This window comes from Peribacillus sp. FSL R5-0717 (genome assembly GCF_038002945.1).
Lineage (GTDB): Bacteria > Bacillota > Bacilli > Bacillales > DSM-1321 > Peribacillus > Peribacillus frigoritolerans.
This window is the reverse complement of record NZ_JBBOOF010000001.1, coordinates 2138421-2162104: the sequence shown is the minus strand read 5'-3', so window position 1 is coordinate 2162104 and position 23684 is coordinate 2138421. Positions and strand designations below refer to the sequence as shown.

Sequence of the window (23684 nt, the reverse complement as noted above, 5' to 3'; positions counted from 1 at the left end):
TAAAATGAGCTGTTGTAATTCAGCCATTTGAAATGGAGGAATACGAGCTATGGCAAAGAAAATGCCTGATATCGGCGATTATAAATATGGCTTTGCGGATAAAGATGTTTCCATCTTCCGTTCAAAGCGTGGTCTGACAAAAGAAATCGTGGAAGAAATTTCTCGAATGAAGGATGAACCGCAATGGATGCTTGATTTCCGTTTGAAATCATTGGAGCATTTTTACAACATGCCAATGCCTCAATGGGGCGGCGACATGCAGAGCCTGAACTTCGATGAAATCACATACTATGTTAAGCCATCAGAGAAATCAGAGAAGTCTTGGGATGAAGTTCCTGATGAAATCAAACAGACTTTTGATAAATTGGGAATTCCTGAAGCCGAACAAAAATACCTTGCCGGTGTATCTGCCCAATATGAATCTGAAGTGGTTTACCATAGCATGAAAGAAGAATTGGAAGACTTGGGTATCGTGTTTAAAGATACGGACTCAGCACTTCGTGAAAATGAAGATATCTTCCGTGAGCATTTCGGGAAAACGATCCCGCCTACTGACAATAAATTCTCTGCATTGAACTCGGCAGTTTGGTCAGGTGGATCATTCATCTATGTACCAAAAGGCGTTAAAGTGGATACTCCGCTTCAAGCTTATTTCCGGATCAATTCTGAAAACATGGGGCAATTCGAACGTACGCTAATCATTGTTGATGAAGGCGCATCCGTTCACTATGTAGAAGGTTGTACAGCTCCTGTTTATACAACTAACTCCCTTCATAGTGCGGTTGTTGAGATTGTCATCAAGAAAGATGCTTACTGCCGTTACACGACGATCCAAAACTGGGCAAACAACGTGTTTAACCTGGTTACGAAACGTGCGGTTTGTGACGCTAATGCAACAATGGAATGGATTGATGGTAACATCGGTTCGAAATTGACAATGAAATATCCTGCTGTCATCTTAAAAGGTGAAGGCGCTCGCGGTATGACATTATCGATTGCCATTGCAGGTAAAGGCCAACACCAAGACGCAGGAGCGAAAATGATTCACCTAGCGCCAAATACATCTTCAACGATTGTATCTAAATCAATTTCTAAACAGGGCGGTAAAGTAACATATCGTGGTATCGTTCATTTTGGACGTAAAGCGGATGGAGCTCGTTCCAACATTGAATGTGATACATTAATCATGGATAATCAGTCTACATCTGATACGATCCCTTACAATGAAATCTTGAATGATAATATTTCCCTTGAACACGAAGCGAAGGTTTCCAAAGTATCTGAAGAACAATTGTTCTACTTGATGAGCCGTGGAATTTCTGAGCAAGAAGCAACGGAAATGATCGTAATGGGCTTCATCGAACCATTTACAAAAGAACTTCCAATGGAATATGCGGTTGAAATGAACCGTCTGATCAAGTTCGAAATGGAAGGCTCCATCGGATAATAACCGACTGGCCTGCCTGTAAGGCGATTTAGAATAATCATTCATACAAAAGCCTGCCGGGTTTGACTGGCAGGCTTTTTGTTTTGATATTTTGATATTCCACACCCTTATACGAAAGATTAGATATGGCACAATGAGGGTAAAAAAATAAAAGAAGAAGTCAGGAAATGGTCCTGTCCCAAAGGAGTGATGATGCAGATGATTTATGTTGGTGTGACCGGTTGGGGTGATCATGATAGTTTATATCATGGAGGTGTTTCCCAACGTGATAAACTCAAAGAGTACGGCGCTCATTTTCCCATTGTGGAGGTGGATGCTTCATTCTATGCAGTCCAGCCAAAGAGGAACAGTGAAAAGTGGGTATCCGAGACGCCAGCATCATTCCGGTTTGTCGTTAAAGCCTACCAAGGGATGACAGGACATCAACGTGGGGAAATCCCATTTGAAAGTAAGAAGGAGATGTTCAAGGCGTTTTGCGACTCACTGGAAGCATATCGAAAGTCCGGCAAGCTCGCGATGGTCTTATTTCAGTTTCCGCCATGGTTTGATTGTAAACGTGAAAATGTGAATTACCTGCGATGGTGCAAAGCTGAAATGGGCGATATCCCAGTTGCCATAGAGTTCCGGAATCAAAGCTGGTACAGGCCCAACGTAGTCCAGCAAACTTTGGATTTTATCGAAACGGAAGGCTGGATCCATACTGTATGCGATGAGCCGCAGGCTGGTGAGGGATCCATTCCTGTCGTTCTGCATGCCACCGATAAAGATAAAACCCTGGTACGCTTTCATGGCCGAAACCTGCATGGTTGGCAAAGGCCTGCTTCGGGGGATAATTGGCGTGAGGTCAGGTACCTATATCGATATAATCATCAGGAATTGACTGAATGGGTGGAGAAAATCAGGATATTGGAAAAGGAATCCAAGGAGTTATATGTCCTGTTCAATAATAACTCAGGCGGGGATGCAGCTGATAATGCCAAACAAATGATTGAGCTGCTTGGTATAGAATATGAAGGACTGGCTCCTAAGCAGCTTGGTTTGTTTTAAGAGGGATTATATAATGAATAATGAGATGATGTGACAAGCTAGTAGAGGTAATATCCTCACAAACAGGTAAAGGCGGATTTTTTCATGGTATGGTTAGTATTAGTGGGTATTGGATTATTAGCGGGGTCAATCGGCTCTCTTGTCGGTCTGGGAGGCGGCATCATCATTGTGCCTTCCCTTTTATATTTAGGAACATCTACAAATATTATCGATGAGCTGACTCCACAGGTCGCCGTTGGTGTTTCAACCGTAATCATGATTTTTACCGGCTTATCTTCCACTTTATCTTATTTAAAACATAAGGTGGTGGATTATAAGGCCGGCTTAATCTTTTTTATTGGCGGTGCACCTGGTGGAATAATGGGGGCCCATGTGAATAAAAACCTTAACGCCGAAGCTTTTTCATTGTACTTTGGAATTTTCATGGTTTTCATGGCCATCGTGTTATTAGTGAAAAATCGTTTGAAGCCCATGCTTTTCAAGCCTGGAAAAGGGAAAATAGTGAAAACGTATAAAACCGAAAATGGACATTCATTTTCCTATGGTTACCACCCCCTGTTAGCTGTATTTATTTCTTTTGTCGTGGGATTCAGCTCCGGGTTATTTGGAATTGGCGGCGGAGCCTTAATGGTACCCGTCATGATGCTTCTTTTCTTCTTTCCTCCGCATATGGCTGTAGCGACTTCGATGTTCATGGTATTTCTATCTTCCATCACTAATTCGATTACGCATATTTCCCTTGGAAATGTAAATTGGCCATATGCTTTTGCCCTGATTCCGGGTGCGTGGTTCGGTGCTAAATTGGGCGCATTCATAAATACGCGCCTAAAGAGTGCGTCGCTGGAAAATATGTTGAAAATAGTGCTGATAATCATTGGTTTACGTCTTATATACCAAGGCATTACAGGATAAACGAGGAGGAAAAATGATGTCAGAAATCATTCATTTATATCATACCAATGATCTCCATAGTCATTTTGAGAATTGGCCTCGTATTGATAAGTTTCTTAAAGAAAGAAGACAACTTCATCAAGAAACGGGAGAAGAAGCGATCATACTGGATATAGGCGATCATGTGGACCGCTGGCATCCATATACAGAAGGTACGTTGGGTAAAGGAAATATTGAACTGCTTAATGAAGCGGGCTACCAATATGTGACCATCGGCAATAATGAAGGGATCACTTTACCTCATGATGCATTGGACTCCTTATATGATCATGCAAGGTTCAAGGTCTTGGCAGCCAATATTTATTACGGTGATAATGAAAGGCCGGAATGGGCGCTTCCATTTTGGATACATACAACGGCAAAAGGCACCAAAATCGCGATGATAGGTTTGACAGCCTTTTTTCAAAAGTTTTATTCTGCGATGGGCTGGGAAATAACGGAACCATTCATGGAGTTAAAGGCGCAGCTCGAAAGGGTCAAAACAGAGGCGGATGTAATCATCATCCTTTCCCACCTGGGCATCCACGATGATGAGAGGATGGCAAGGGACTTTCCGGAGATTGACATTATACTTGGCGCGCATACCCACCACATCCTCCACCAAGGTAAATTGATCAATGACACACTCCTTTGCGGGGCAGGGAAATATGGTTTTTTTGTTGGACAGGTGGAAATGACCGTCAATCAGGAAAAGAAAATTAGCCAGAAGAGAGCCATTCTTTATGATACCAATGACTTTTTGGAATTGGAGAATGAACGGTCATGGATTGAAGAAATATACCGGGCCGGAGGAAAAACGCTAAAACAGGTTGCTGTGGATTTACCGGTGGCACTGGAGAATGATTGGTTCAAACGAAGTCCTTTGACGGAAATCCTTGTGGAGGCCCTAAGGGAGTGGAGTCAGGCGGATTGTTCCTTTTTGAATGCAGGTCTTCTGCTCGAGGGGCTTCCGAAGGGACCTGTCACAAAAGGGGATATTCACAGAATCTGCCCACATCCCATCAATCCTTGCGTCATTGAAGTAGATGGGAATGAGTTAAAGGAAATCTTGATGCAATCGAGAAATGAAGAGTGGCCTCATATTCAGGTGAAAGGTTTCGGTTTCCGCGGAAAAATCATGGGAGTCATGCAATATGATCAAATTGAATTTAGCGAAATGGAGAATGGAATCATAAAAGGGATCCTTATAAAAGGAGAGAAACTGCAGGCGGATAAGTCCTATAAATTGGCAATACCTGATATGTTCACGTTCGGGCACTTCTTTCCAAGTATCCATCGCTCCAATCGCAAGGAATACTTACTGCCGGAATTCTTACGGGATATCCTTTTATGGAAGCTGAAAAAAATATACACTAACCCCTGATTCAAAAATCACGGTTTTGCCCTTTTTTTCATAAAGTATGGGGAAGGAAGGGGCGAAACCAATTGATTAACATGATCCCAATAATTCTTGATAATCATACATTCCTAGCCATTTCTGTCCGACTGCCGAAAACGAATTTACTTGCTGTCGCGTCCGAAAAAGGGTATATAATGTGCGGTGCGTTAGATGTTGGACTGCTGAACGATAAATTGAGAGACCGTAAAATCCTAGCAGGGAGGGCCACAGGAGTTAAATCGATTGAAGAGTTATTGGAAGCGCCGCTTGAATCAGTCACCTGGGAGGCTGTGGAAAAGGGCATACATCCAGGAATGATTGGTAAAGAGGCATTAATCAAAATGATTTGAAAAGGTGGGCTTTCTTTCTTCAGAAGGGGGCCTTATTTTTTTATCAAAGTAAATGCTAATATTTTTTCAATAAATATGTTCTAACAGATTCATTTATAAAAATATGCTCCGATAAAACTTATAAAAGAAAGAATCGGTTTTAATTACAAATATTGAATGGGGAAACGGAGTACATGTATGAGGCTAGCTATTACAAAGTCCCTAAGACCTGGAGCAAGGCTCGGTAAAAGCATTTATAATGATCGGGGCCATATCCTATTGTGCGAGGGTCTTAGATTAACGCAGAAGATGATCAATCGACTGGTTTCCCTTAATATTCCCTATGTTTACATTCAAGATTCCAGGACGGATGACATTATTCCGAAGCCCCCAGTTTCCGGGAAACTTAGAAGAGAAGCCATTAATATGATTGAAACCACTTTCCTGGACATGAAAAATAAAATGAACCTGGATGGATCATTCACGATAGAGCAGGCTAACGTCAAATTAACTCAAATAGTCCGGAACATCATGGGCGAGCTGAAAAGGAATAAAGAGCTAATGACTTTATTGGCCGACGTTTATACATACGATGACTATATCTTCACACATTCCTTCAATGTGACCTTATATACCTTGGCAATCGGGGTTGAATTGAATATCAATGATAAGAATCTCGAAATTCTTGGGCTTGGAGCGATTTTACATGATGTCGGCAAAATGCTCGTGCCTTTGGAAGTCCTCCGTAAACCCGGTAAGCTGACGGAAAAGGAGTTTGAACAAATCCAAAAACATGCCGATTACGGATTTCATCTAATTAAAAATGTTCATACCGTTTCACTTTTAGTTGCGAATTGTGCCTATCAGCATCATGAAAGGTTAGATGGATCTGGATATCCCCGTGGGATAAAAGGGGATGAAATCCATTATTTCTGCAAGATCATTGCCGTTGCCGATGTGTTTGATGCCGTTACTTCCAATCGGGTTTACCGTAAGGCCATGCTGCCGCATCAAGGATTGGAAGTCCTTTATGCCGGAGTCGGGAAAAAGTTCGACAATACGATCATCGAGGCTTTCCGCAGGGCGGTTGCCATTTATCCCAATGGTCTATCTGTTGAATTGAATGATGGGAGGAAAGGGGTAGTATCCTCTCAAAATGAAGGGATAGGAGACCGCCCCATGATAAGGATACTTGAAGAAGATGGAGAGCAGATAAAAGAGCCCTACGAAGTGGACTTGAATAAAAACCTGCATTTGCTCATCATGAAATGTCTCGATATACAAGAACCAGCCTAACCTCAAGGATAAGCTGGTTTTTTCATTCCTTGTTTTCCTTCATGATGGCAGGTGCAACCGAGCCGTTTCCGTTACTGAAATAACTTGGAACATCACCTTCGATCAGCAGGCTTCCGACTGTCACTTCCTGGCTTACCTTGGTCTCCTTCGTGAAAGAGGGGATGACGATTTGAATATTGACATCAAAGTCCACAATCAATTCATAATAAACATTATTGATGCCTGCGTTTGTCAGTTTTGTCCTCAAATCCGATTCAACATTCCCGATGACTGACATTTTCACTGGGATTTCAGGTCCGTAATTGGATAGGAGGTTATTCCCGGTTACGACACCAAATGGTATATAATACACCACACTTTTATATTGTTCATCATTTATTTTGGATGATCCTGTTTTAAAAGGGTTTCCCTGTTTGATGCCAAGCTTCTTTTGAATATCCTTCGTGATGTTAGCCCGCAATTCACTATATATGACTGGATTGAAGCTATAGGAAGAACTGGATTCCTCACCACCCTTGTTGTTCGTGATGATTTTGTTCATGTCAATCTTGGCTATATTCTCATCAACCGATTCATGAATCGTTTCGGTTGCAATCCTTTTGATTTCATATTCGGCTACACTCATGATCACGGGTTCGATCGATTTGTCCACGTACCAAAGAGTCATGATGCTTGATATGATGAACAGGATAAATGAATAGAGAAATACTTTTCGGGTGGGAAGAGGCCCCTTTTTTCGGAATTTCTTCGTTCGAAATCTTTTTCGGAACACGCTTTAGCCCCCTTTACTAATAACTATGCATCAAGTTCAAGGGTTTATGTTCGAATCAAAAAAAAGCAGCGTAAAATTCACGCCGCTCACCATTTCTTTTTGGCCAGATCTTTCCTTTCCCACAATTTTAAATAGGGGTAAGGGTCAAAGCTCCATTCTGTGATTCCGTTGTCTTTGTACATTCCGTAATGAAGATGAGGAGGGAATTTTCCGGAAGTTCCTGGAGGACCGTAGCCCGTACTGCCGACACCCCCGATGACTTGTCCGGGCTCAACGATTTGACCGACTTTCAACCCTTTGGCGAAGCCGCTTAAATGGGCAAAGTAATGATAGGTATTATTTAAATCCCGTATCCCGATCCTCCAACCGCCGAATTTATTCCAGCCTTTCATTTCAATGATTCCATAGCTCGTGGAACGAACGGGAAGGCTATAATCCGCAAAAATATCAGTGCCCTCATGGATTCTCCTTCCGCCCCATCCGCGAGCGCTTCCCCATGTATTCAAGTACGTATAATGAGTCCGTACTGGAACCGGGAAGGCTTTTTCATGTAGATCCAACCGGTCGTATTTCTTATAAATCTCGGCATTGCCCATAATGATGCTGACGGCTTTATCGCGTTTATAATAATCCCACAAGCCGATCCGGATATTATCTTCATCTGCACCATATGCTTGGAGATGCTTAGAAAAAGCATACAATCGATCGGTATCATTAGTGATATCCGCTTTGCCATCACCATTGCCATCCTGGCCCAACCCATCAAAAAATGTGATCGTGAGCGGGTTCACATCGTTTAAGTCAGGATTGAGAGCCCCGCTCCACTTTGAAGGCTCGATGTGGATGCCTATAAAACCCTTTGCCGGCTCTAAATCCCTTCTTGCGGCCCTTAGGCTATGCTCATATTGATCTGCTCCAGCAAGGTAATACCACGGGATTTGGAGGGCAGCCTCCATATTTTTATATAGCGCCATTCTCCCGGCATAAACATCAGGGGTATCGGCGGCATTTGCGACTTGGCCTGATGCCAAGATAAACAAACAAGTTATCGTTAGAAGGAATAATTTTTTCAACGGGGCAGGCTCCTTTCATGATATTCTCCGTTATTAAAAGACATCAGTCCATCCATCTTTTATAGTTTTGCTGATTTGGCAATAAACATGAAAAATAAATAATGGGAAACCAACTATAACTTGTATAAATGCTTTTTTATTGTTAAAGTAGGGTGTGTTAATTTCTATAGAATGGAGTGGCATTTTCATGTCTTCTAGAAATAAAGAAATTCTTCGAAAACCAGATTGGTTGAAAATAAAGCTTAATACTAACGAAAATTACCTCGGTTTAAAAAATATGATGCGCGAGAAAAATCTTCATACTGTCTGTGAAGAGGCAAAATGTCCGAATATTCACGAATGCTGGGCAGTGAGAAGGACGGCTACTTTCATGATTCTAGGTGAAATCTGTACAAGGGCTTGCCGTTTTTGTGCAGTAACAACCGGACGTCCGAATGAATTGGACTGGGCTGAACCGGAGCGTGTTGCCGATTCCGTTGTTTTGATGAATTTAAAGCATGTCGTCATTACAGCTGTTGCCCGTGATGATTTAAAGGATGGAGGCGCTGAAGTTTTCGCTGAAACGGTCCGTGCCATCCGTCGCAAAAATCCATTTACATCAATTGAAGTATTGCCGTCAGATATGGGCGGGGTGTTTGAAAATATTAAGACTTTGATGGATGCTAAACCGGATATCCTGAACCATAATATAGAGACTGTCAGAAGTTTATCCGACCGTGTACGGGCTCAGGCCAAGTATGATCGTTCATTGGAGCTTTTAAGAAGAGCCAAGGAACTGTATCCGGAAATACCGACAAAGTCCAGTTTAATGGTGGGGCTGGGTGAAACGCGTGAGGAAATCCTTGAGACAATGGATGACCTTAGGGCCAATAATGTGGATATCATGACGATCGGCCAGTATTTGCAGCCGACTAAAAAGCATTTAAAAGTGCTGAAATACTACACGCCTGAAGAATTTGCCGAACTGAAAGAACGTGCATTGGAAAAAGGATTCAGCCATTGTGAATCAGGTCCGCTTGTCCGTTCGTCCTACCATGCGGATGAACAGGTTAATGCTGCGGCAAAACATAAGCAGAGCAAAGGTGAAGAATTATTGAAATAGAGTGAAATAAAGGACCGAAAAAATTCGGTCCTTTTGTATTCAACGGTTATCCATTTTTTGATGGATGTTATCGTGATGATCTCTTTTATCGTTAACCATTTCGCCGTTTTCATTTTCACCGTCACTCATTTTGTATCCTTGAGGCGACTTCAGCATTCTTTTGATGGTCTGTTCAATCGTATAGTCAATCCCTCTGCTGCCGGATTTCACTGTAGCGAAGTTCTCGACATCTTGGGCAAGGGTTTGATAATCATCACTGACATAGACATGATAGTAGCGAGGCACGACGGACATGGCAGTACGTTTAACCTGGTCTGCGGTTTCCGTCCGATCCTTTGCATTGGTGTCATATACGACAAGCACTTCCTCATCAGTAACGAGGGTAGCGGCATCATTGACATTTGGAATCTGAACACTCAGTTTAGAGATGACATCAGAAAGTTGTTCACGGTCAATGGAAGCAGCTTTGTTGGAAATGTTACGGCCGTCAATGGTTGCACTATTTGTGCGGGTAAAACCGAAATCATCACTTTTATTGTCATTATTACGATAATCCTCGTCATAATATTGAGTTGGATTATTTACGTTTGTTGGGTTACCGGCATTGTTTTTTGCACCTAGCCCCTGGTCTTCTTCTTTATCAGCACATCCGGTTAGTGCAATAATCGAGCTTAAACCTATCGTTATTATCGTTTTTTTCATCAATAACACCCCCATAACTTTAGGATGAACATATTTCTCTATTTTTCGCTTAGTAATTGATGGGGAATCAGTTATAATTTAAAGAAGGAATGTATATATGAGAGGTGAAAACAATGATTAACATCAATAACATGACCTATGAAATAATTGAGGATGAAAGGGAAGGCTATAACGAAGAAGCGTTTAAAGCCAGATACAGTGAGATTTTAACGAAGTATGATTATATAGTGGGCGATTGGGGTTACGGGCAATTGAGGCTGCGTGGATTTTTTGATGATTCCAATCAGAAAGCCACCTTTGATACGAAAATAAGTACGCTTAGTGAATATTTATATGAATACTGCAATTTTGGCTGTCCTTATTTCGTCGTGAAGAAAATAAAGAAATAAAAAGGCCAGAATTCACTCTGGCCTTCCATGTTAAGAGTTACCATATCCTTTATATGGAGGCTGTTCGTCTTTTTCTGAATCATCATGTGTCGGATGTGCCCCAGGATATTGTCGAGGCATACCCTCATGTAACGATTTATTTTCATAATTAAAGGCACTTTGATATCGTTGCCCTTCCTGCCACGGGGTATTTTTATTCTGAACTGGTTCATCTTTTGCTATGGCTGATCCAAAAGGTCCTTCGGGAAATTCTTCAGGAATTAAATAATCCCTCTGTTTTTCGACATTGGAAAAATCGTGGTATTCTTCTTTGTCCAAGATAATCCCCCCTCATGTAATCGGTCTTACACTCAGTAGGTTTCCCGTTTAAGCTAAAAAACTTCAGCACTCAGACGATTTCCATTAAAAAGTGACGAAGTTCTTCGGCTTCCGCTTCCGACAATTGAAAGGCATGCTCAAGATAGCCTTCCTCTTCCAAATCATCAGGCCCAATAATCGCGAAACGGTTACTCTGCATATTTAAAACAAGCTTCTTTCCATAGAAACGATCGGTTGCCGTAATGGCCAGATCGAATCTTGATTCCTCTCCCATGAAGCTTATGAACCGGGTTTTTGAATCAACGACGTCATTGTATAAATAAAAGCGATCTTCCATAGTATCATTCCCTTCGTATCTTCACATTTGTAGTTCCATCATAACAAAGTGACTTCAATAGGGGAACAGACATTTTTCGGGGCTTCCGGCTGAAGAACTTCGCTCCAGCAATAATGGCATTCATCGATTAAATGAAAATGGCAAGAATATAAATGGAATCGGGGAGTGTACGTCTGGAAATGCACCCCCGTAGAAAAGGCAATGTGTGGTTGAAGGAATTGAGAGTAAGGGAGAAGCTATGGTATTATCAAGGAATAAGGTTGGTTCGGTACAGCGTTTTTAACTATGCCGCTCATTCAACCAATGATTCCCTATATCATCTTAGATCAGAAAGGATCTGGAAAAATGTACTTTGTAGACCGCCAAAAGATTGAACAAATATTAGGTTTTCTTGAAAAGCAGCTTGGACTTTTTGAGGGGCAGGATAATTGGGATGGAGACCATTCGGAACTTATCGCTGAAAGGCTTATACAAACTTCCATCGATTCCGTGTTGGATGTAGGAAATGCGGTAATTGATGGTTTCATTATGCGTGATCCAGGAAGTTATGAGGATATTATCGATATCCTTCAAGATGAAAAAGTGATTTCAGAAGAAAAAGCGATGCAATTCAAAAAGGTTTTGCCATTAAGGAAAATGCTGGTTCAAGACTTCATTGAAGTGGATCACAAAGAATTGCATGCCGTATTTTCGGAAAATATCGAGGCATTCAAGCAATTCCCTGATTTGGTGAGGAACTATTTAACGAATGAATTGGGACCTGTTTCAGCTTTTAAAAACTAGCAGCGTTAGGAAGGCGAATTTCAAATGAAGTCGTATAAAGGATATTTAATTGACTTAGATGGCACCATGTATCGCGGAACGGAACAAATTGCGGAAGCGGCAGGGTTTATTAATGACTTAAGGAAAAGGGATATCCCTTATTTATTCGTCACCAATAATTCATCCCGTACTCCGGCACAGGTAGCGGATAAATTGAGAAGCATCGGCATATCGACGGAGGATGACCAGGTTTTCACGACAAGCATGGCCACTGCCAATTACATAGCTGAACAAAATAAAGGTGCATCGGTCTATGTGGTGGGTGAAGAAGGCATAATCGAGGCTCTTAAGGAAAAAGGAATGAAGCTTGTGGAAGAGCATCCCGATTATCTGGTCATGGGCATCGACCGCGGCATCAATTATGAAAAGCTGTCAAAAGCCTGTCTTGCTGTAAGAAATGGTGCTGTTTTCATTTCGACCAATGGTGATATTGCCATTCCTACCGAGCAAGGCCTTTTGCCTGGGAATGGTTCCTTGACCTCCGTTGTTTCCGTTTCGACCCAGATACAGCCGATTTTCATTGGAAAGCCAGAATCCGTCATAGTGGAGCAAGCCCTAAGAGTATTGGGGGTTCCTAAAGAAGAGACAATCATGGTTGGAGATAACTATGATACGGATATCCTTGCCGGCATTAATGCTGGGATCGATACATTGCTTGTACATACTGGCGTAACGACAAAAGAACGTTTAAAGCAATATAAGGAGCAGCCTACGCATGTGGTGGACACCCTTGACTTATGGCGCTTTGAATGAAGAAAACCAGGTCTGCGAAATGCAGCCCTGGTTTTTTCATGTCGTCAATATCATTCGTTTACTATTCCGCATTTTCGGTTCTATGGGCAAGCCGGCTTGAAGCGGCAGCAGCAATTGCCCCAACGATATCATCTAAAAAGGTGTTCACCTTACCTGTGCTTTTATCGTTTAAATATTTTAAGATACCCGGCTTTTGTTTATCGATGAAACCATAATTGGTAAAGCCGATGGATCCATAAACATTCACAATTGAAAAAGCCAATATTTCATCGACCCCATATAGGCCTTCATCTATTTCAATGATGCTCAGCAAAGGCTCCTCGAGCAGTTTTTTCTCAGCCAGAATATCCAACTGTATGCCGGTAAGGATGGCATTTTGGACCTCGCGTTTTGAAAGGACCCGTTCGACATTGTGAAGGCAATCGGACATTTGGAGATTTTCATGGTAGCCGGATTGTAAATACATGACAAGCTCAGCGATATCCTCCAATTTCACTCCTCGTTCAATTAGCCATTTCCGAGCTGTTTTTTCAGACATTGATTGTTCAATATTAGCCATTTCATCACCCATTTCTCTATATTTTAAAGGGATAGTTCTAATGCAGGTAGTTTGATTTGATTAAACTGAAAAACTATGGAGGATGTTTTGATTGGAATTTCTAATAAGGTTTCGATAATCATTCAGAAAACGGGTTATTCCACATATATATAAGTATATGATGTCCAATATTTCTATTATATCCATTTGATGAAGGAGGCCATTCCATGATAGAAGAAATCATTTTTAATAATTATGGCATACAGGTGGAGCTTGAAGAAGCCAATGTCAGGTTTCCAAGCTTCCGCTCAGGAAATATGGTGTACAGTATTGTTCCCGTTGAAAATATGGAGCAGGAGGAATTAGTGGAACGGTATAAAATGTCTCAACATCTGATTTCACAAGGTGATCGTCACGTATCCGCCTTTGTCCTTGCCAATCATGGAAGTTATGTTTCGGAAGCGGATGAACAATTATTCATCCTTCTCGCCAATCAGGCATTGGAAGGTCCGAGAAATTTCAATCCGGGAAGACGTCTGGCAAGATTCCATCAGCGTGGGAGAACGATTAATGAAACGATTCGAACTTGTTCAAGGATCGGTAAATGGAAAGAACTCTGGGAACAAAGGATCGATCAGTTAGAAAAGATTTGGCGGGATAAGCTCAACGCCCATCCTGATAACCAGTTTGAAAAATTATTTATAGAAACCTTTCCCTATTATATGGTCCTAGGTGAAAATGCGATTCAATATTTAGTCGACACGGAAATTGATGATACCCCGCAAATTGTCGATAGCGGAACGGTATGTTATGAACGTTTTTTACATGATACCTGGAAAAGCAATAAGTGGATGAAAAATCCATTCGATTGGGTATTCGACCACGGAACCAGGGATGTCGCTGAATGGGTGAGGGAACATTATTTTCAGAATGTGCATACCCATCAGCGGGGCATTGGCCATTTCTTTCACGAATATCAGTCCATAGAACCCTTATCCAGTTTTTCAGCCCGGTTGTTATATTCGAGGATGCTGTTTCCCATTCATTATTTTGAAACCGTGGAAGAGTATTTTTCAAAAACGACGGAATCAAGGTCGAATGAATTAGAGGATAAAATAGCTTCGATCACGAAATCCTCCCAACAATATGAGTCCTTCCTCAAACATTTTTATGAATTGGCAGAGGTCCCTGCCAAGCATTATGATTTGCCTAAAATTGACTGGATTTAGATAAAAACGGGAAAGAAATATGATTCATTCTTACTTACTATGTTATGATAATAACAAGATTTTTTGGAATAATTAGATATTTAATCACTGCGGAAGGATGGGATCATGAAAAGATTGATGATGGCCGCCGTTATAGCCTTTTTAATCATCCAAACGGCGAATCTTGCGAAAGCTGAATCGAAAACAAGTTGCGAATCGACTCAATTCAAGATTGTCATGAAGTCTGAAGCGGATGTGAAAGAAAAGGCGTCGGCTGCAAGTAAAACGTTAAAAACGTATAAGAAAAATAAAGAATTATCGGCAAGCGGGAGAACTGGAAACTGGTATGAAATCTGTCACGCAAATAAGGCCGCATATATCAATGTGGCAGATGTAAAAGAGGTTTTCAGTACTGATGAAAAAGCTCTTCTGAAGAAATTCGATAGGAGGAAAGGCGTTAACCAAGTTGTATCGGCGACAGGTAAATCGATGAGTGATACGAAGGTAACGATCCAAACTTATGAGAAGAAACAAGGGGAATGGCGCCGGGCATTGAAGAAGATGGAGGGTGTCATTGGGAAGAACGGCTTCACGAAGAGCAAAAAAGAGGGGGATGGGAAATCCCCGGTTGGAATTTATTCCTTTGGTACGGCCTTTGGAAGCGAAACGAAGCCGTCCGGAATGAAAATGGGTTATAAGAAAACGACCAAATATGACTACTGGATTGATGATCAGACATCCAAGGATTATAACAAGTGGAAAACCTATAAAGGAAATCCTGCAGTTATATGGAAGTCTTTTGAAAGGATGAATGATGAATTGTATAGGTATGGAGCGGTCATCAATTATAATACGGATCCCATCATAAAAGGAAAAGGCAGTGCAATCTTTCTCCATATATGGAGAGGGGGGACAAAACCGACGGCGGGATGTACAGCCACGGCCGAAAGGAATGTCCTCAGTTTACTGAAATGGATGGATCCCGTGCAAAAGCCACATATTGTAATGGGTACAAATGATTCATTGAAGAGCGTTAAGTAATAATCATCAAAATGGTTTTCCCATAAAAAAAATAAACGTTACCCGTTCTTACTCGTTCAAGGGATGGACGAAAAAAGTTCGTGCATCCATCTTTTCTAACTATTGATAATTATGTGAATTAAACTTATAATGTCTACTATACAAATACAAATGTTTTTTACAGGCAAACAGTTTTTAAGGGGGAACCAAAATATGAAAGCCATCTCGATCGGTTTATTGGGGTTAGGTACAGTCGGATCAGGAGTCGTACAAATCATTGAAAGCCACCAGGACAAGCTCATGCATCAAGTGGGCTGTTCCATATCCATTAAGAAGATACTAGTGAAAGACACGACGAAGGAGCGGCTTGTCGCGGTCGAAAAAGGAATGTTAACGGACAATCCTGAGGATATCCTTTCGAATCCCGAGATTGATGTTGTAATAGAAGTGATGGGCGGAATCGAAGAAACACGCGGCTATCTAATAGAAGCGATAAAAAATAAAAAGCATATCGTTACGGCCAACAAAGACCTAATGGCTTTACATGGACCGGAACTGTTGGAATTGGCCACCGATAATCAATGTGACTTGTTCTATGAAGCAAGTGTTGCAGGGGGAATTCCGATTTTACGAGGTCTTGTCGATGGGTTATCTTCTGACCGCATCACGAAAATGATGGGAATCGTCAATGGAACGACAAACTTCATTTTAACGAAAATGAGCAAGGAAGGCAGAGCTTATGATGACGTATTGAAGGAAGCCCAGGAGCTGGGATTTGCTGAAGCCGATCCGACAGCCGATGTAGGCGGATTGGATGCGGCCCGTAAAATGGCGATCCTATCAACACTCGGGTTCTCAATGAACATTGGCTTGAATGATGTTGAGGTACAGGGCATTACCGAGATATCCGAAGAGGATTTGAGATATAGCAAGAAGCTTGGTTATACAATGAAATTGATCGGGGTCGCTTCCAGGGCAGGGGATAGGGTCGACGTAAGTGTCCAGCCTGCACTTCTTCCGGAAGCACATCCGTTGGCATCGGTAAATAATGAGTATAATGCTGTATACGTTTATGGGGAAGCCGTAGGGGAAACGATGTTTTACGGACCGGGGGCTGGCAGTCTTCCTACTGCGACTGCAGTCGTTTCGGATATGGTGACGGTCATCAAGAATATGAGGCTGGGCGTAAATGGCCGCAGTGCCGTTGCACCTCAATACCCGAAACAATTAAAAGATGCCACTGAAATTTTCGCTAAATTCTTCATTCGGTTACATGTTCAGGATGAAGTTGGCGTTTTAGCCAAAATCACGAATTTATTTGCCGAGCACGGGGTAGGATTCGATAAAATCCTTCAATTGCCGCTGGATGAAAAGGAATCTTCCGAAATCGTATTAGTTACGCATACTGCCACAAAGGCTGCATTTGAGCAAATAATACAGAAATTACATGATTACAATATGGTAAGAGAAGTGAAAAGCACATACAGAGTTGAAGGAGAGGACATCAAATGAGCTGGCAAGGACTTATAAGCACGTATAAAGATTTTTTACCCGTCAATGAAAACACACCTGCACTAACCCTTTTGGAGGGCAATACACCTTTAATCAGACTGAATCGTTTATCCGAAGAGTGGGGAATCGACTTACATGTAAAATATGAAGGGGCAAATCCAACTGGGTCATTTAAAGACCGCGGAATGGTCATGGCCGTCGCCAAAGCGATAGAAGAGGGCAGCGACACGATCATCTGTGCATCCACAGGGAATACATCAGCAGCTGCAGCAGCTTATGCGGCCCGTGCCAACCTGCGCTGTATCGTCGTCATCCCGGAAGGTAAAATTGCCATGGGCAAGCTTGCCCAAGCCGTTATGTATGGAGCGGAAATCATCTCGATCGAAGGGAACTTCGACCAAGCTTTAAAGATCGTCCGTTCGCTTAGTGAGAGTTCACCGATAACTCTTGTGAATTCGGTCAACCCATACCGGATTGAAGGGCAGAAGACAGCCGCTTTCGAAATTTGTGATGCTCTCGGCTCCGCACCGGATATTTTGGCGCTGCCAGTCGGGAATGCAGGGAATATAACAGCTTACTGGAAAGGCTTTAAGGAATATAACGAATCGAAACAAACGGGCCTTCCTGAAATGAGAGGGTTCGAAGCTGAAGGAGCGGCTGCAATTGTCCGGGATAGCATTATTGAAAATCCAGAAACGATCGCAACGGCCATCCGGATTGGAAATCCTGCAAGTTGGAAGTTTGCAGTGGAAGCGGCAAATGAATCCAAAGGTAAAATTGATGAGGTGACAGACGAAGAAATTCTGGAAGCCTACCATTTCCTTGCTAAAAAAGAAGGGGTATTTGCAGAGCCGGCATCATGTGCTTCCATTGCAGGTATCTATAAACAATTAAAAAGCGGTGAAATCAAAAAAGGAAGTAAGATTGTTGCTGTATTGACTGGGAATGGATTGAAGGATCCGAATGTGGCAGTCAATACAAGTACGATTCAACCGACATTGCTGCCAATGGATGAAGAAGTCATTTTAGAACATCTGCAAGGTGTGAAACAGGCATGAGTGCGGAATCAGAGATGTTCTTGATCCGTGTACCAGCAAGTACTGCCAACTTAGGGCCAGGTTTCGATTCCATCGGCTTGGCGCTGGGACTGTACTTGGAAATACACGGATCTTCATCAGATCATTGGGAAGTCGTCCCGCTTTCAGAGGAAATGTCTGTTTTTCCAAGGGATGATCGTAATTATATCGTCCAAATTGCCAAGGAAACGGCGGCCTCCTATGGAAAGGAACTATCCCCATGCCGGCTTTTCGTCTCTAGCGAAATTCCACTGGCGCGCGGGCTTGGAAGCAGTGCTTCTGCCATTGTGGCGGGAATTGAATTGGCGAATATCGTTTGTGAGCTTCATTTATCAAATGAGGAGAAGAATAGGCATGCTTCCCTCTTTGAAGGGCATCCCGATAATGCGGGGGCATCTGTCTATGGTGGATTGGTTGTAGGCCTTCATACGGAGGAAAGGACGGATGTCGTGTCATTTCCGATCGAGGGAGTTAAGGTGATCGCTGTCATTCCCCATTTTGAATTGCTTACTGAGGATTCAAGAAATGTCCTTCCGAATTCGCTTTCCTATAAAGATGCGATAAGCGGGAGCGCAGCCGCAAATGTAATGCTTGCAGGAGTTCTATCGAAAGATTGGAAACTTGTTGGTGAAATGATGCAAAGTGATCGTTTCCATCAGCCATATCGAGCGGAGTTGGTCCCTCATTTAGCGCTTATAGAAGAAGTCGTCCACAATGAAGGCGGATTTGGTGCGGCACTAAGCGGAGCAGGACCAACTGTTTTATGCTTGGCATCTCCAGAAAAAAGTGAAGGTTTGCTCACTGGATTGAAGGATAGATTTCCAGAATTCCATGTGAAGGAATTGGAAATCGATAATGCTGGAAGTTATACGGCAATCCTTTCTGAACAGGAAAAAAAGGAATTGAAGTTTTTGAAATCGTGAGCCGTGTTCATTTGCCATATAAAAAAGCTGACCCGTGTCAAGCCGTATCAATTCATTTGATAGGGCAAAAGCCGAGTCAGCTTTATTTTTATTACAGTCCGCAAAAAGATTCCGGCCTGCATGAAAAAAGGTTGAACGTGTATAGATGAAGTGATCCTTCATCCATACGCTGCATGATATTTAAAGGGCTATTAGAAAACTTGTTCAACTTCCACTACACCAGGAACTTCTTCAAGAAGGGCACGCTCAATCCCAGCTTTTAGCGTAATGGTCGAACTAGGACAGCTTCCGCAAGCTCCTAGTAATCGTAATTTTACAATTCCATCTTCTACGTCAACTAGTTCACAGTCACCGCCATCACGAAGAAGAAACGGACGAAGCTTATCTAGGACTTCTTGAACTTGAACTTCCATTGTTTGTTCAGACATTGCAATCGACTCCTTTCCTAATCATATTATAATGCGAAGGTAATAAAAAATCCAACTGTAACTTTGCGGAAATATAATCTATATTATTTTGGTATGATGGAAACAGGTGAAGTTTTAAACATTATTCAAATGAAGCAACTATAATAAACTGAAGGAGGAAGAGTATGGGAAGGAAAGATATTGAGATAGAAGTGTATGGAGCGGAGCAGATTTGCGCCAGTTGTGTGAATCTCCCCTCTTCGAAAGATACCTGCGAGTGGCTTGAAGCCGCTTTAACGAGAAAATTTCCTGAGCAGCCTTTCAAAATATCCTATATAGATATGTATAACCCACCAGAAACATTGAAGCAAAAGAGCTTTGCCGAGAAAATGATCGAGGAAGATTTATTTTATCCACTGGTCCTCATCGAGGGTGAAATCATTGCGGAAGGAAATGTCCGTCTCAAAAAAGTGGTGGAAACGATGGAGAAATATGGATACTCAGTGCGAGTGTGATATATAATGGAAGAAATAAGAAAAACTGACCCATGAATGGGCTGCATGCAGCTCATTGGGCCAGTTTATAATCAACCGTTATGGTATTTATACATCCACAGAATGCCTGATTTCATTAGGCGTGCCACTCTGCCGGTGATTGGGCGATTTGCAACAAGACCAAAACCTTGTTTCTTCCCAAGGGAACCTAATGTTCCTTTTAATTTCATGGTAGGGAAGCTTTCAGGAAGTGGTTCATTTGCCCATTTCTTCACAAGGACTTGGACGATTTGCTCAGCTTGGGACTCCGCTAATTGAGCACTAGGTGCATGAGGCAGGCTCGCGCAGTCGCCGACTACAAAGATGCTGTCATCATTAGGAAGGAAATGCTGAGGAGTCAGAACGGCTCTTCCTTGACGGTCTTTTTCAATATCCATATCGCGGATGATCTTGCTTGGCTGAATTCCAGCTGTCCATACGATGACGTCGCTTTGAACGGCTTCGTCGCCATTGTAAAGAAGGTTTGGTTCAACTTTCGTAATATTTGAATGATGGACGATTTCGATGGTATGTTTATCGAACCATGATTCGACAAAAGTACTTAATCTTTCTGGGAAAGCAGATAGAATATGCGGTCCACGGTCAAATAGCTTAACGTTTAAATCTGAACGGCTTTCAATCAATTCACTTGCAAGCTCAACACCGCTCAGTCCGCCACCAACGATAGAAACGGTTGCACCGGCACCTAAATTATTCAAAGCTGAATATGTGCGGCGTGATTTATCGATTGTTTGGATACTGTAAGTGTGTATGTCTGCACCAGGAATATCGTGGTATTTGTCTTCGCAGCCAAGGCCAATGACTAAATCATCATAAACGACAGGATCTTGATTTTCTATAATGACCTGTTTATTTTCCATGTCGATGGAAAGTACTTCTCCGTATACGTTCTTCAAGCGAGGATGTTCAGGAAATGCAACACGGATGTGCTGATCTGGAATGGTACCTGCTGCTAAAGCATAATATTCCGTTTTTAAGCAGTGATAAGGATTACGGTCGATAAGCGTGATGCTCACATTTTCAGGAAGCTGATTAGGCAGCAATCTTTGCAACATGCGCATACCACCATACCCGCCACCAAGTATGACTAGATTCTTCATATGATTTTTTCCCCTTTATTTGATCTCTTGAAAAATTTGATTAGCACTTAACTATAGGATTCCCCCAAATGGTCCCCTTAAAAGTTTAATTAAATATATATACCCCAATTTGTAGTAAGAATAAAAAATTAGATAATTTTCTTTTTTTACGTACCCCGACAAAAGTATAACGAATATAAAAGGAAATCACAACCGATATCTTGAAATAGGCTTATTTTTTATGCGTAAATGTTGACTGTTAATGGGAAAAGTAATAAGATGGGTTGTTAGTAACTGTGAGGTGAAACAATGTACCCGATTATTGAATTTTGCGTAAGCAATCTAGCCAGCGGGGCTCAGGAGGCTCTCGAAAGATTGGAGCGGGATCCCAATTTGGATATCATAGAATATGGTTGCCTGGGATATTGCGGCAGATGCTCCAGTAACTTATATGCACTTGTAAACGGTGAAGTGGTTTTTGGTGACACAACGGATGAATTGGTAGATAAAATATATAAGTACATTGATGAATTTGAAATGTCTTAATCATCAACGGCGAATAAAAGGCTGTTCCTGAAAGGGACAGCCCTTTTTTTATCTGTGCTGCAGCAAAGGGTGGGTTGTTTCCTGGGGCAGTTGGAGTTCCTGAAAATGGTCCCTGGCCATCTGGATGAGGGAGGCTTCCCGGGCATTTTTTTGGGACACGAATGGAAAATACTTGATGGCTGCCTTTTCATTGCCTATCTTCCTTGAGATTTCTCCAGCGAGATAGGATCCTGGCTTCGGATACCTGGGTGCCGCTGAAGTCCCCTGTTGAATACGATGCTTCATATTCCTCTAGGGCGAACTAAAAAAATCTTTCTTCTTGTTCCTTGTTTTGGTTTTATCCTATATAACCAGGCTATCCGTAAACAGAGTCCAGCAAGGATTATATGTTTTTCCTTTTTTAAAGCTCCGCTGCCAGCTTGTATGTATTGATCGCGTCTTTAATGGATCTTTCCTTGCTAAAATGATGGGGAACCCAATGGGAGCTGACTTTTTCCAAAATGATTTCCATTGTAGTGGGGGGGAAGTACCGGGAAAAATCCTCGGAATAAGAAAAGCCGCAGTGAGGGCATACAAAAATATTATAGTAAAGTGAGTTTACGGCTGAATCAGCATGAATGGGACAAAAGTCCGTGACATATTTAGCAACTTTTACAAAACGTGACCGTACCTTTTTAATGCACGATTTTTGTTTGATAAAAGGCATTCCATGATGTTGTCATATAGAGGATATATACTTTCGATGGTGATTACCCCCTTATTGTATTTTAGGATTGGATTCAATAGGTTGGTCCATTATACCTATACCTATTGTTGTAGACTAATTTTAGTTGGTAAAATAGGTGGGGGAATATGAATTTTTCCAAGCTGGAAAATTGAGCGCGGGAATTTCTTTGGTATATACTATAAAGAGAAATGGTTCTATCTCACATATTCAGAAGAAGGAGGGATTTATTGTGAGTGAAGTTGTTCAAATAACGGAAGCTGCCGCTTTTCAGATAAAAGAAATGATGAAACATAATGGTGAAGAGGGTTCCTTTTTAAGAGTGGCCGTTAAAGGCGGAGGCTGCAGTGGATTATCCTACGGAATGGGCTTTGAACAAGAGCCCGGAGAAAAAGATAGCCAGTTGGAACAGTTTGAAATTAAGATCCTTGTTAATGGCGAGGATGCAGATATATTGAATGGAACGGTAATTGATTATAAGCAAACGATGATGGGCGGAGGCTTTACGATCGAAAACCCAAATGCCATCGCTTCATGCGGTTGCGGGTCTTCCTTCAAAACGGCTAAAAATGCCGGTACGCCGGAGAACTGCTAAGTAAACTCCAATACTTCGGAAAAAGGGGGCACTTTAACAAGTGCCCTTTTTTCATGCTGCCTTACATATTGTTCAGGGCCACCTTGATTGGGAGGGTGCCGGTGAATATTTCGAATGTTTTATGGAACGTTTTATCCTCTGTGACAGATTGGGCAAGAACGGTGAGACATCGGCTCTTGGAATGGACTTATCAGTATGATCCACTTTCTCGTCCGCAAAGATTTTTCCGATCGCTTGTTCATTTGTCAACGTAACCGGCCGGACAATCGTGTATGTCAGCCCGCTTGCTTTTAAATGTTCATCGGCATCATGTTTTTCTTCAAGATAATGGCGCATTTCTTCTTGGGCTTGTTCCGGATTATCAGAACCAACCGAGCTTAACATGACAAAACGTTCGAACCCTTTCTTTTTGGAGGCATCAACCAGTTTAATGGCTCCATTTTTATCCACAGCTGTCGTTTTATCCGGCCCTGTTTTGGGTCCGGATCCGGCGGCAAAAATGATGGCTTCCATGTTATCCACTGCTTTATCCACATTTCCCTCTAAATCTGCAAGATTGGATGCCCGCCGAGTTCTTTTATCGTTTGAGCCTGTTCCTCTTTCGTGGTCATCCCGTATATGGTCATTTGCAATTTTTTGATAATTCCCCAATGATCTGCTTTCCGGTCGTTCCGTTGGCCCCTGCAATTAAAATATTCATGGATGCATTCCCCTTTCATGGCTTCTACTACTCTTTACCCATAGAATGAAAAGGGTAAGCACTGTGGATAACTAATTGAAAAAACT

The 23684-nt window shown here is 42.0% G+C and carries 29 protein-coding genes; 18 read left to right on the top strand and 11 right to left on the bottom strand.

Annotated elements, in window-relative coordinates; genetic code table 11:
• Positions 1–49 precede the first annotated feature (49 nt).
• The 6 genes from sufB to NYE65_RS10585 all read left to right on the top strand — a co-directional run bounded on the left by sufB (position 50) and on the right by NYE65_RS10585 (position 6448).
• Complete coding sequence (gene sufB, locus NYE65_RS10610) at positions 50–1447, top strand: Fe-S cluster assembly protein SufB (protein WP_034310152.1); 1398 nt, start codon at positions 50–52, stop codon at positions 1445–1447.
• 198 nt (positions 1448–1645) lie between these two features.
• Positions 1646–2494: a DUF72 domain-containing protein gene (locus tag NYE65_RS10605; RefSeq protein WP_340860909.1), complete on the top strand. Its 849-nt coding sequence runs from the start codon at positions 1646–1648 to the stop codon at positions 2492–2494.
• A gap of 84 nt (positions 2495–2578) precedes the next feature.
• Entirely contained in the window at positions 2579–3406 is an 828-nt protein-coding gene (locus tag NYE65_RS10600; protein WP_262870122.1) for a sulfite exporter TauE/SafE family protein, read from the top strand.
• A gap of 16 nt (positions 3407–3422) precedes the next feature.
• On the top strand, positions 3423–4808 hold the full coding sequence (locus NYE65_RS10595) for a bifunctional metallophosphatase/5'-nucleotidase (RefSeq protein ID WP_340860908.1): 1386 nt from the start codon (positions 3423–3425) through the stop codon (positions 4806–4808).
• 62 nt (positions 4809–4870) lie between these two features.
• Complete coding sequence (locus NYE65_RS10590) at positions 4871–5173, top strand: YunC family protein (RefSeq protein ID WP_034310161.1); 303 nt, start codon at positions 4871–4873, stop codon at positions 5171–5173.
• A gap of 177 nt (positions 5174–5350) precedes the next feature.
• On the top strand, positions 5351–6448 hold the full coding sequence (locus tag NYE65_RS10585) for an HD-GYP domain-containing protein (protein WP_340860907.1): 1098 nt from the start codon (positions 5351–5353) through the stop codon (positions 6446–6448).
• A 22-nt stretch (positions 6449–6470) separates the two neighbouring features.
• On the opposite strand, the gene yunB is transcribed toward NYE65_RS10585, so the two are convergent.
• Both yunB and NYE65_RS10575 read right to left on the bottom strand, forming a co-directional pair.
• Complete coding sequence (yunB, locus tag NYE65_RS10580) at positions 6471–7220, bottom strand: sporulation protein YunB (RefSeq protein ID WP_340860906.1); 750 nt, start codon at positions 7218–7220, stop codon at positions 6471–6473.
• 86 nt (positions 7221–7306) lie between these two features.
• A complete protein-coding gene (locus tag NYE65_RS10575; protein ID WP_412762733.1) occupies positions 7307–8293 on the bottom strand; it encodes a M23 family metallopeptidase in 987 nt (328 codons plus the stop codon).
• A gap of 187 nt (positions 8294–8480) precedes the next feature.
• Here NYE65_RS10575 and lipA point away from each other — a divergent pair, with 187 nt between their 5' ends.
• Positions 8481–9395, top strand: a complete 915-nt coding sequence (gene lipA / locus NYE65_RS10570) for a lipoyl synthase (RefSeq protein ID WP_034310172.1) — start codon at positions 8481–8483, stop codon at positions 9393–9395.
• A gap of 39 nt (positions 9396–9434) precedes the next feature.
• Here lipA and NYE65_RS10565 read toward each other — a convergent pair whose 3' ends face one another.
• Positions 9435–10097 (bottom strand): YhcN/YlaJ family sporulation lipoprotein, encoded by a 663-nt coding sequence (locus NYE65_RS10565; RefSeq protein WP_262870125.1) that lies wholly within the window; start codon positions 10095–10097, stop codon positions 9435–9437.
• 113 nt (positions 10098–10210) lie between these two features.
• Between NYE65_RS10565 and NYE65_RS10560 the strand changes: the two genes are divergently transcribed.
• On the top strand, positions 10211–10486 hold the full coding sequence (locus NYE65_RS10560) for a YutD family protein (RefSeq protein ID WP_034310177.1): 276 nt from the start codon (positions 10211–10213) through the stop codon (positions 10484–10486).
• A gap of 30 nt (positions 10487–10516) precedes the next feature.
• Here the strand turns inward: NYE65_RS10560 and NYE65_RS10555 are convergent, their stop codons facing one another.
• Positions 10517–10804 carry a cytosolic protein gene (locus NYE65_RS10555; RefSeq protein WP_170946935.1) on the bottom strand — a complete coding sequence of 96 codons (288 nt, stop codon included), beginning with the start codon at positions 10802–10804 and terminating at the stop codon, positions 10517–10519.
• A gap of 70 nt (positions 10805–10874) precedes the next feature.
• Positions 10875–11141, bottom strand: a complete 267-nt coding sequence (locus tag NYE65_RS10550) for a DUF3055 domain-containing protein (RefSeq protein WP_034310182.1) — start codon at positions 11139–11141, stop codon at positions 10875–10877.
• A 345-nt stretch (positions 11142–11486) separates the two neighbouring features.
• Between NYE65_RS10550 and NYE65_RS10545 the strand changes: the two genes are divergently transcribed.
• Both NYE65_RS10545 and NYE65_RS10540 read left to right on the top strand, forming a co-directional pair.
• Positions 11487–11924, top strand: coding sequence for a DUF86 domain-containing protein (locus tag NYE65_RS10545; protein WP_048688255.1), 438 nt, complete (start codon positions 11487–11489; stop codon positions 11922–11924).
• 24 nt (positions 11925–11948) lie between these two features.
• Positions 11949–12716, top strand: a complete 768-nt coding sequence (locus NYE65_RS10540) for a TIGR01457 family HAD-type hydrolase (protein ID WP_340860905.1) — start codon at positions 11949–11951, stop codon at positions 12714–12716.
• Between the two features lie 61 nt (positions 12717–12777).
• Here the strand turns inward: NYE65_RS10540 and NYE65_RS10535 are convergent, their stop codons facing one another.
• Positions 12778–13275 carry a phosphatidylglycerophosphatase A family protein gene (locus NYE65_RS10535; protein WP_034311650.1) on the bottom strand — a complete coding sequence of 166 codons (498 nt, stop codon included), beginning with the start codon at positions 13273–13275 and terminating at the stop codon, positions 12778–12780.
• Between the two features lie 206 nt (positions 13276–13481).
• On the opposite strand from NYE65_RS10535, the gene yutH reads away from it, so the two are divergent.
• The 5 genes from yutH to thrB all read left to right on the top strand — a co-directional run bounded on the left by yutH (position 13482) and on the right by thrB (position 18993).
• Positions 13482–14483, top strand: a complete 1002-nt coding sequence (gene yutH / locus NYE65_RS10530; RefSeq protein ID WP_340860904.1) for a spore coat putative kinase YutH — start codon at positions 13482–13484, stop codon at positions 14481–14483.
• 105 nt (positions 14484–14588) lie between these two features.
• On the top strand, positions 14589–15503 hold the full coding sequence (locus NYE65_RS10525) for a L,D-transpeptidase family protein (RefSeq protein ID WP_340860903.1): 915 nt from the start codon (positions 14589–14591) through the stop codon (positions 15501–15503).
• A 192-nt stretch (positions 15504–15695) separates the two neighbouring features.
• Entirely contained in the window at positions 15696–16994 is a 1299-nt protein-coding gene (locus NYE65_RS10520; protein ID WP_034310194.1) for a homoserine dehydrogenase, read from the top strand.
• Positions 16991–18052, top strand: coding sequence for a threonine synthase (gene thrC / locus NYE65_RS10515; protein ID WP_053536744.1), 1062 nt, complete (start codon positions 16991–16993; stop codon positions 18050–18052). Before NYE65_RS10520 ends, thrC begins: the two co-directional genes overlap by 4 nt.
• On the top strand, positions 18049–18993 hold the full coding sequence (gene thrB, locus NYE65_RS10510) for a homoserine kinase (RefSeq protein ID WP_340860902.1): 945 nt from the start codon (positions 18049–18051) through the stop codon (positions 18991–18993). Before thrC ends, thrB begins: the two co-directional genes overlap by 4 nt.
• A 191-nt stretch (positions 18994–19184) precedes the next feature.
• Here thrB and NYE65_RS10505 read toward each other — a convergent pair whose 3' ends face one another.
• Positions 19185–19421, bottom strand: a complete 237-nt coding sequence (locus NYE65_RS10505) for a NifU family protein (RefSeq protein ID WP_034310199.1) — start codon at positions 19419–19421, stop codon at positions 19185–19187.
• Between the two features lie 164 nt (positions 19422–19585).
• Between NYE65_RS10505 and NYE65_RS10500 the strand changes: the two genes are divergently transcribed.
• Positions 19586–19915 carry a YuzD family protein gene (locus NYE65_RS10500; RefSeq protein ID WP_340860901.1) on the top strand — a complete coding sequence of 110 codons (330 nt, stop codon included), beginning with the start codon at positions 19586–19588 and terminating at the stop codon, positions 19913–19915.
• A 71-nt stretch (positions 19916–19986) separates the two neighbouring features.
• Here NYE65_RS10500 and NYE65_RS10495 read toward each other — a convergent pair whose 3' ends face one another.
• Complete coding sequence (locus NYE65_RS10495) at positions 19987–21054, bottom strand: NAD(P)/FAD-dependent oxidoreductase (RefSeq protein ID WP_048687320.1); 1068 nt, start codon at positions 21052–21054, stop codon at positions 19987–19989.
• 288 nt (positions 21055–21342) lie between these two features.
• Between NYE65_RS10495 and NYE65_RS10490 the strand changes: the two genes are divergently transcribed.
• Positions 21343–21579, top strand: a complete 237-nt coding sequence (locus tag NYE65_RS10490) for a YuzB family protein (protein ID WP_034310204.1) — start codon at positions 21343–21345, stop codon at positions 21577–21579.
• Positions 21580–21627: 48 nt separating this feature from the next.
• Here NYE65_RS10490 and NYE65_RS10485 read toward each other — a convergent pair whose 3' ends face one another.
• On the bottom strand, positions 21628–21864 hold the full coding sequence (locus NYE65_RS10485) for a DUF2225 domain-containing protein (protein WP_340860900.1): 237 nt from the start codon (positions 21862–21864) through the stop codon (positions 21628–21630).
• 115 nt (positions 21865–21979) lie between these two features.
• Entirely contained in the window at positions 21980–22285 is a 306-nt protein-coding gene (locus tag NYE65_RS10480) for a DUF2225 domain-containing protein (RefSeq protein WP_340860899.1), read from the bottom strand.
• Between the two features lie 250 nt (positions 22286–22535).
• Here NYE65_RS10480 and NYE65_RS10475 point away from each other — a divergent pair, with 250 nt between their 5' ends.
• The gene (locus tag NYE65_RS10475) at positions 22536–22898 is read left to right on the top strand and encodes a HesB/IscA family protein (RefSeq protein WP_268591429.1); all 363 of its coding nucleotides are present in this window, start codon (positions 22536–22538) and stop codon (positions 22896–22898) included.
• 72 nt (positions 22899–22970) lie between these two features.
• On the opposite strand, the gene NYE65_RS10470 is transcribed toward NYE65_RS10475, so the two are convergent.
• A complete protein-coding gene (locus NYE65_RS10470) occupies positions 22971–23549 on the bottom strand; it encodes an NAD(P)H-binding protein (RefSeq protein WP_340860898.1) in 579 nt (192 codons plus the stop codon).
• Positions 23550–23684 lie beyond the last annotated feature (135 nt).

Excerpts from the sequence above, each read along its gene's own strand:
- sufB (WP_034310152.1), top strand. The coding sequence starts at position 50 with ATGGCAAAGAAAATGCCTGATATCGGCGATTATAAATATGGCTTTGCG.
- NYE65_RS10605 (WP_340860909.1), top strand. The coding sequence starts at position 1,646 with ATGATTTATGTTGGTGTGACCGGTTGGGGTGATCATGATAGTTTATAT.
- NYE65_RS10600 (WP_262870122.1), top strand. The coding sequence starts at position 2,579 with ATGGTATGGTTAGTATTAGTGGGTATTGGATTATTAGCGGGGTCAATC.
- NYE65_RS10595 (WP_340860908.1), top strand. The coding sequence starts at position 3,423 with ATGTCAGAAATCATTCATTTATATCATACCAATGATCTCCATAGTCAT.
- NYE65_RS10585 (WP_340860907.1), top strand. The coding sequence starts at position 5,351 with ATGAGGCTAGCTATTACAAAGTCCCTAAGACCTGGAGCAAGGCTCGGT.
- lipA (WP_034310172.1), top strand. The coding sequence starts at position 8,481 with ATGTCTTCTAGAAATAAAGAAATTCTTCGAAAACCAGATTGGTTGAAA.
- NYE65_RS10565 (WP_262870125.1), bottom strand. The coding sequence starts at position 10,097 with ATGAAAAAAACGATAATAACGATAGGTTTAAGCTCGATTATTGCACTA.
- NYE65_RS10560 (WP_034310177.1), top strand. The coding sequence starts at position 10,211 with ATGATTAACATCAATAACATGACCTATGAAATAATTGAGGATGAAAGG.
- NYE65_RS10550 (WP_034310182.1), bottom strand. The coding sequence starts at position 11,141 with ATGGAAGATCGCTTTTATTTATACAATGACGTCGTTGATTCAAAAACC.
- NYE65_RS10545 (WP_048688255.1), top strand. The coding sequence starts at position 11,487 with ATGTACTTTGTAGACCGCCAAAAGATTGAACAAATATTAGGTTTTCTT.
- NYE65_RS10540 (WP_340860905.1), top strand. The coding sequence starts at position 11,949 with ATGAAGTCGTATAAAGGATATTTAATTGACTTAGATGGCACCATGTAT.
- NYE65_RS10535 (WP_034311650.1), bottom strand. The coding sequence starts at position 13,275 with ATGGCTAATATTGAACAATCAATGTCTGAAAAAACAGCTCGGAAATGG.
- yutH (WP_340860904.1), top strand. The coding sequence starts at position 13,482 with ATGATAGAAGAAATCATTTTTAATAATTATGGCATACAGGTGGAGCTT.
- NYE65_RS10525 (WP_340860903.1), top strand. The coding sequence starts at position 14,589 with ATGAAAAGATTGATGATGGCCGCCGTTATAGCCTTTTTAATCATCCAA.
- NYE65_RS10520 (WP_034310194.1), top strand. The coding sequence starts at position 15,696 with ATGAAAGCCATCTCGATCGGTTTATTGGGGTTAGGTACAGTCGGATCA.
- thrC (WP_053536744.1), top strand. The coding sequence starts at position 16,991 with ATGAGCTGGCAAGGACTTATAAGCACGTATAAAGATTTTTTACCCGTC.
- thrB (WP_340860902.1), top strand. The coding sequence starts at position 18,049 with ATGAGTGCGGAATCAGAGATGTTCTTGATCCGTGTACCAGCAAGTACT.
- NYE65_RS10505 (WP_034310199.1), bottom strand. The coding sequence starts at position 19,421 with ATGTCTGAACAAACAATGGAAGTTCAAGTTCAAGAAGTCCTAGATAAG.
- NYE65_RS10500 (WP_340860901.1), top strand. The coding sequence starts at position 19,586 with ATGGGAAGGAAAGATATTGAGATAGAAGTGTATGGAGCGGAGCAGATT.
- NYE65_RS10495 (WP_048687320.1), bottom strand. The coding sequence starts at position 21,054 with ATGAAGAATCTAGTCATACTTGGTGGCGGGTATGGTGGTATGCGCATG.
- NYE65_RS10490 (WP_034310204.1), top strand. The coding sequence starts at position 21,343 with ATGTACCCGATTATTGAATTTTGCGTAAGCAATCTAGCCAGCGGGGCT.
- NYE65_RS10485 (WP_340860900.1), bottom strand. The coding sequence starts at position 21,864 with ATGAAGCATCGTATTCAACAGGGGACTTCAGCGGCACCCAGGTATCCG.
- NYE65_RS10480 (WP_340860899.1), bottom strand. The coding sequence starts at position 22,285 with ATGCCTTTTATCAAACAAAAATCGTGCATTAAAAAGGTACGGTCACGT.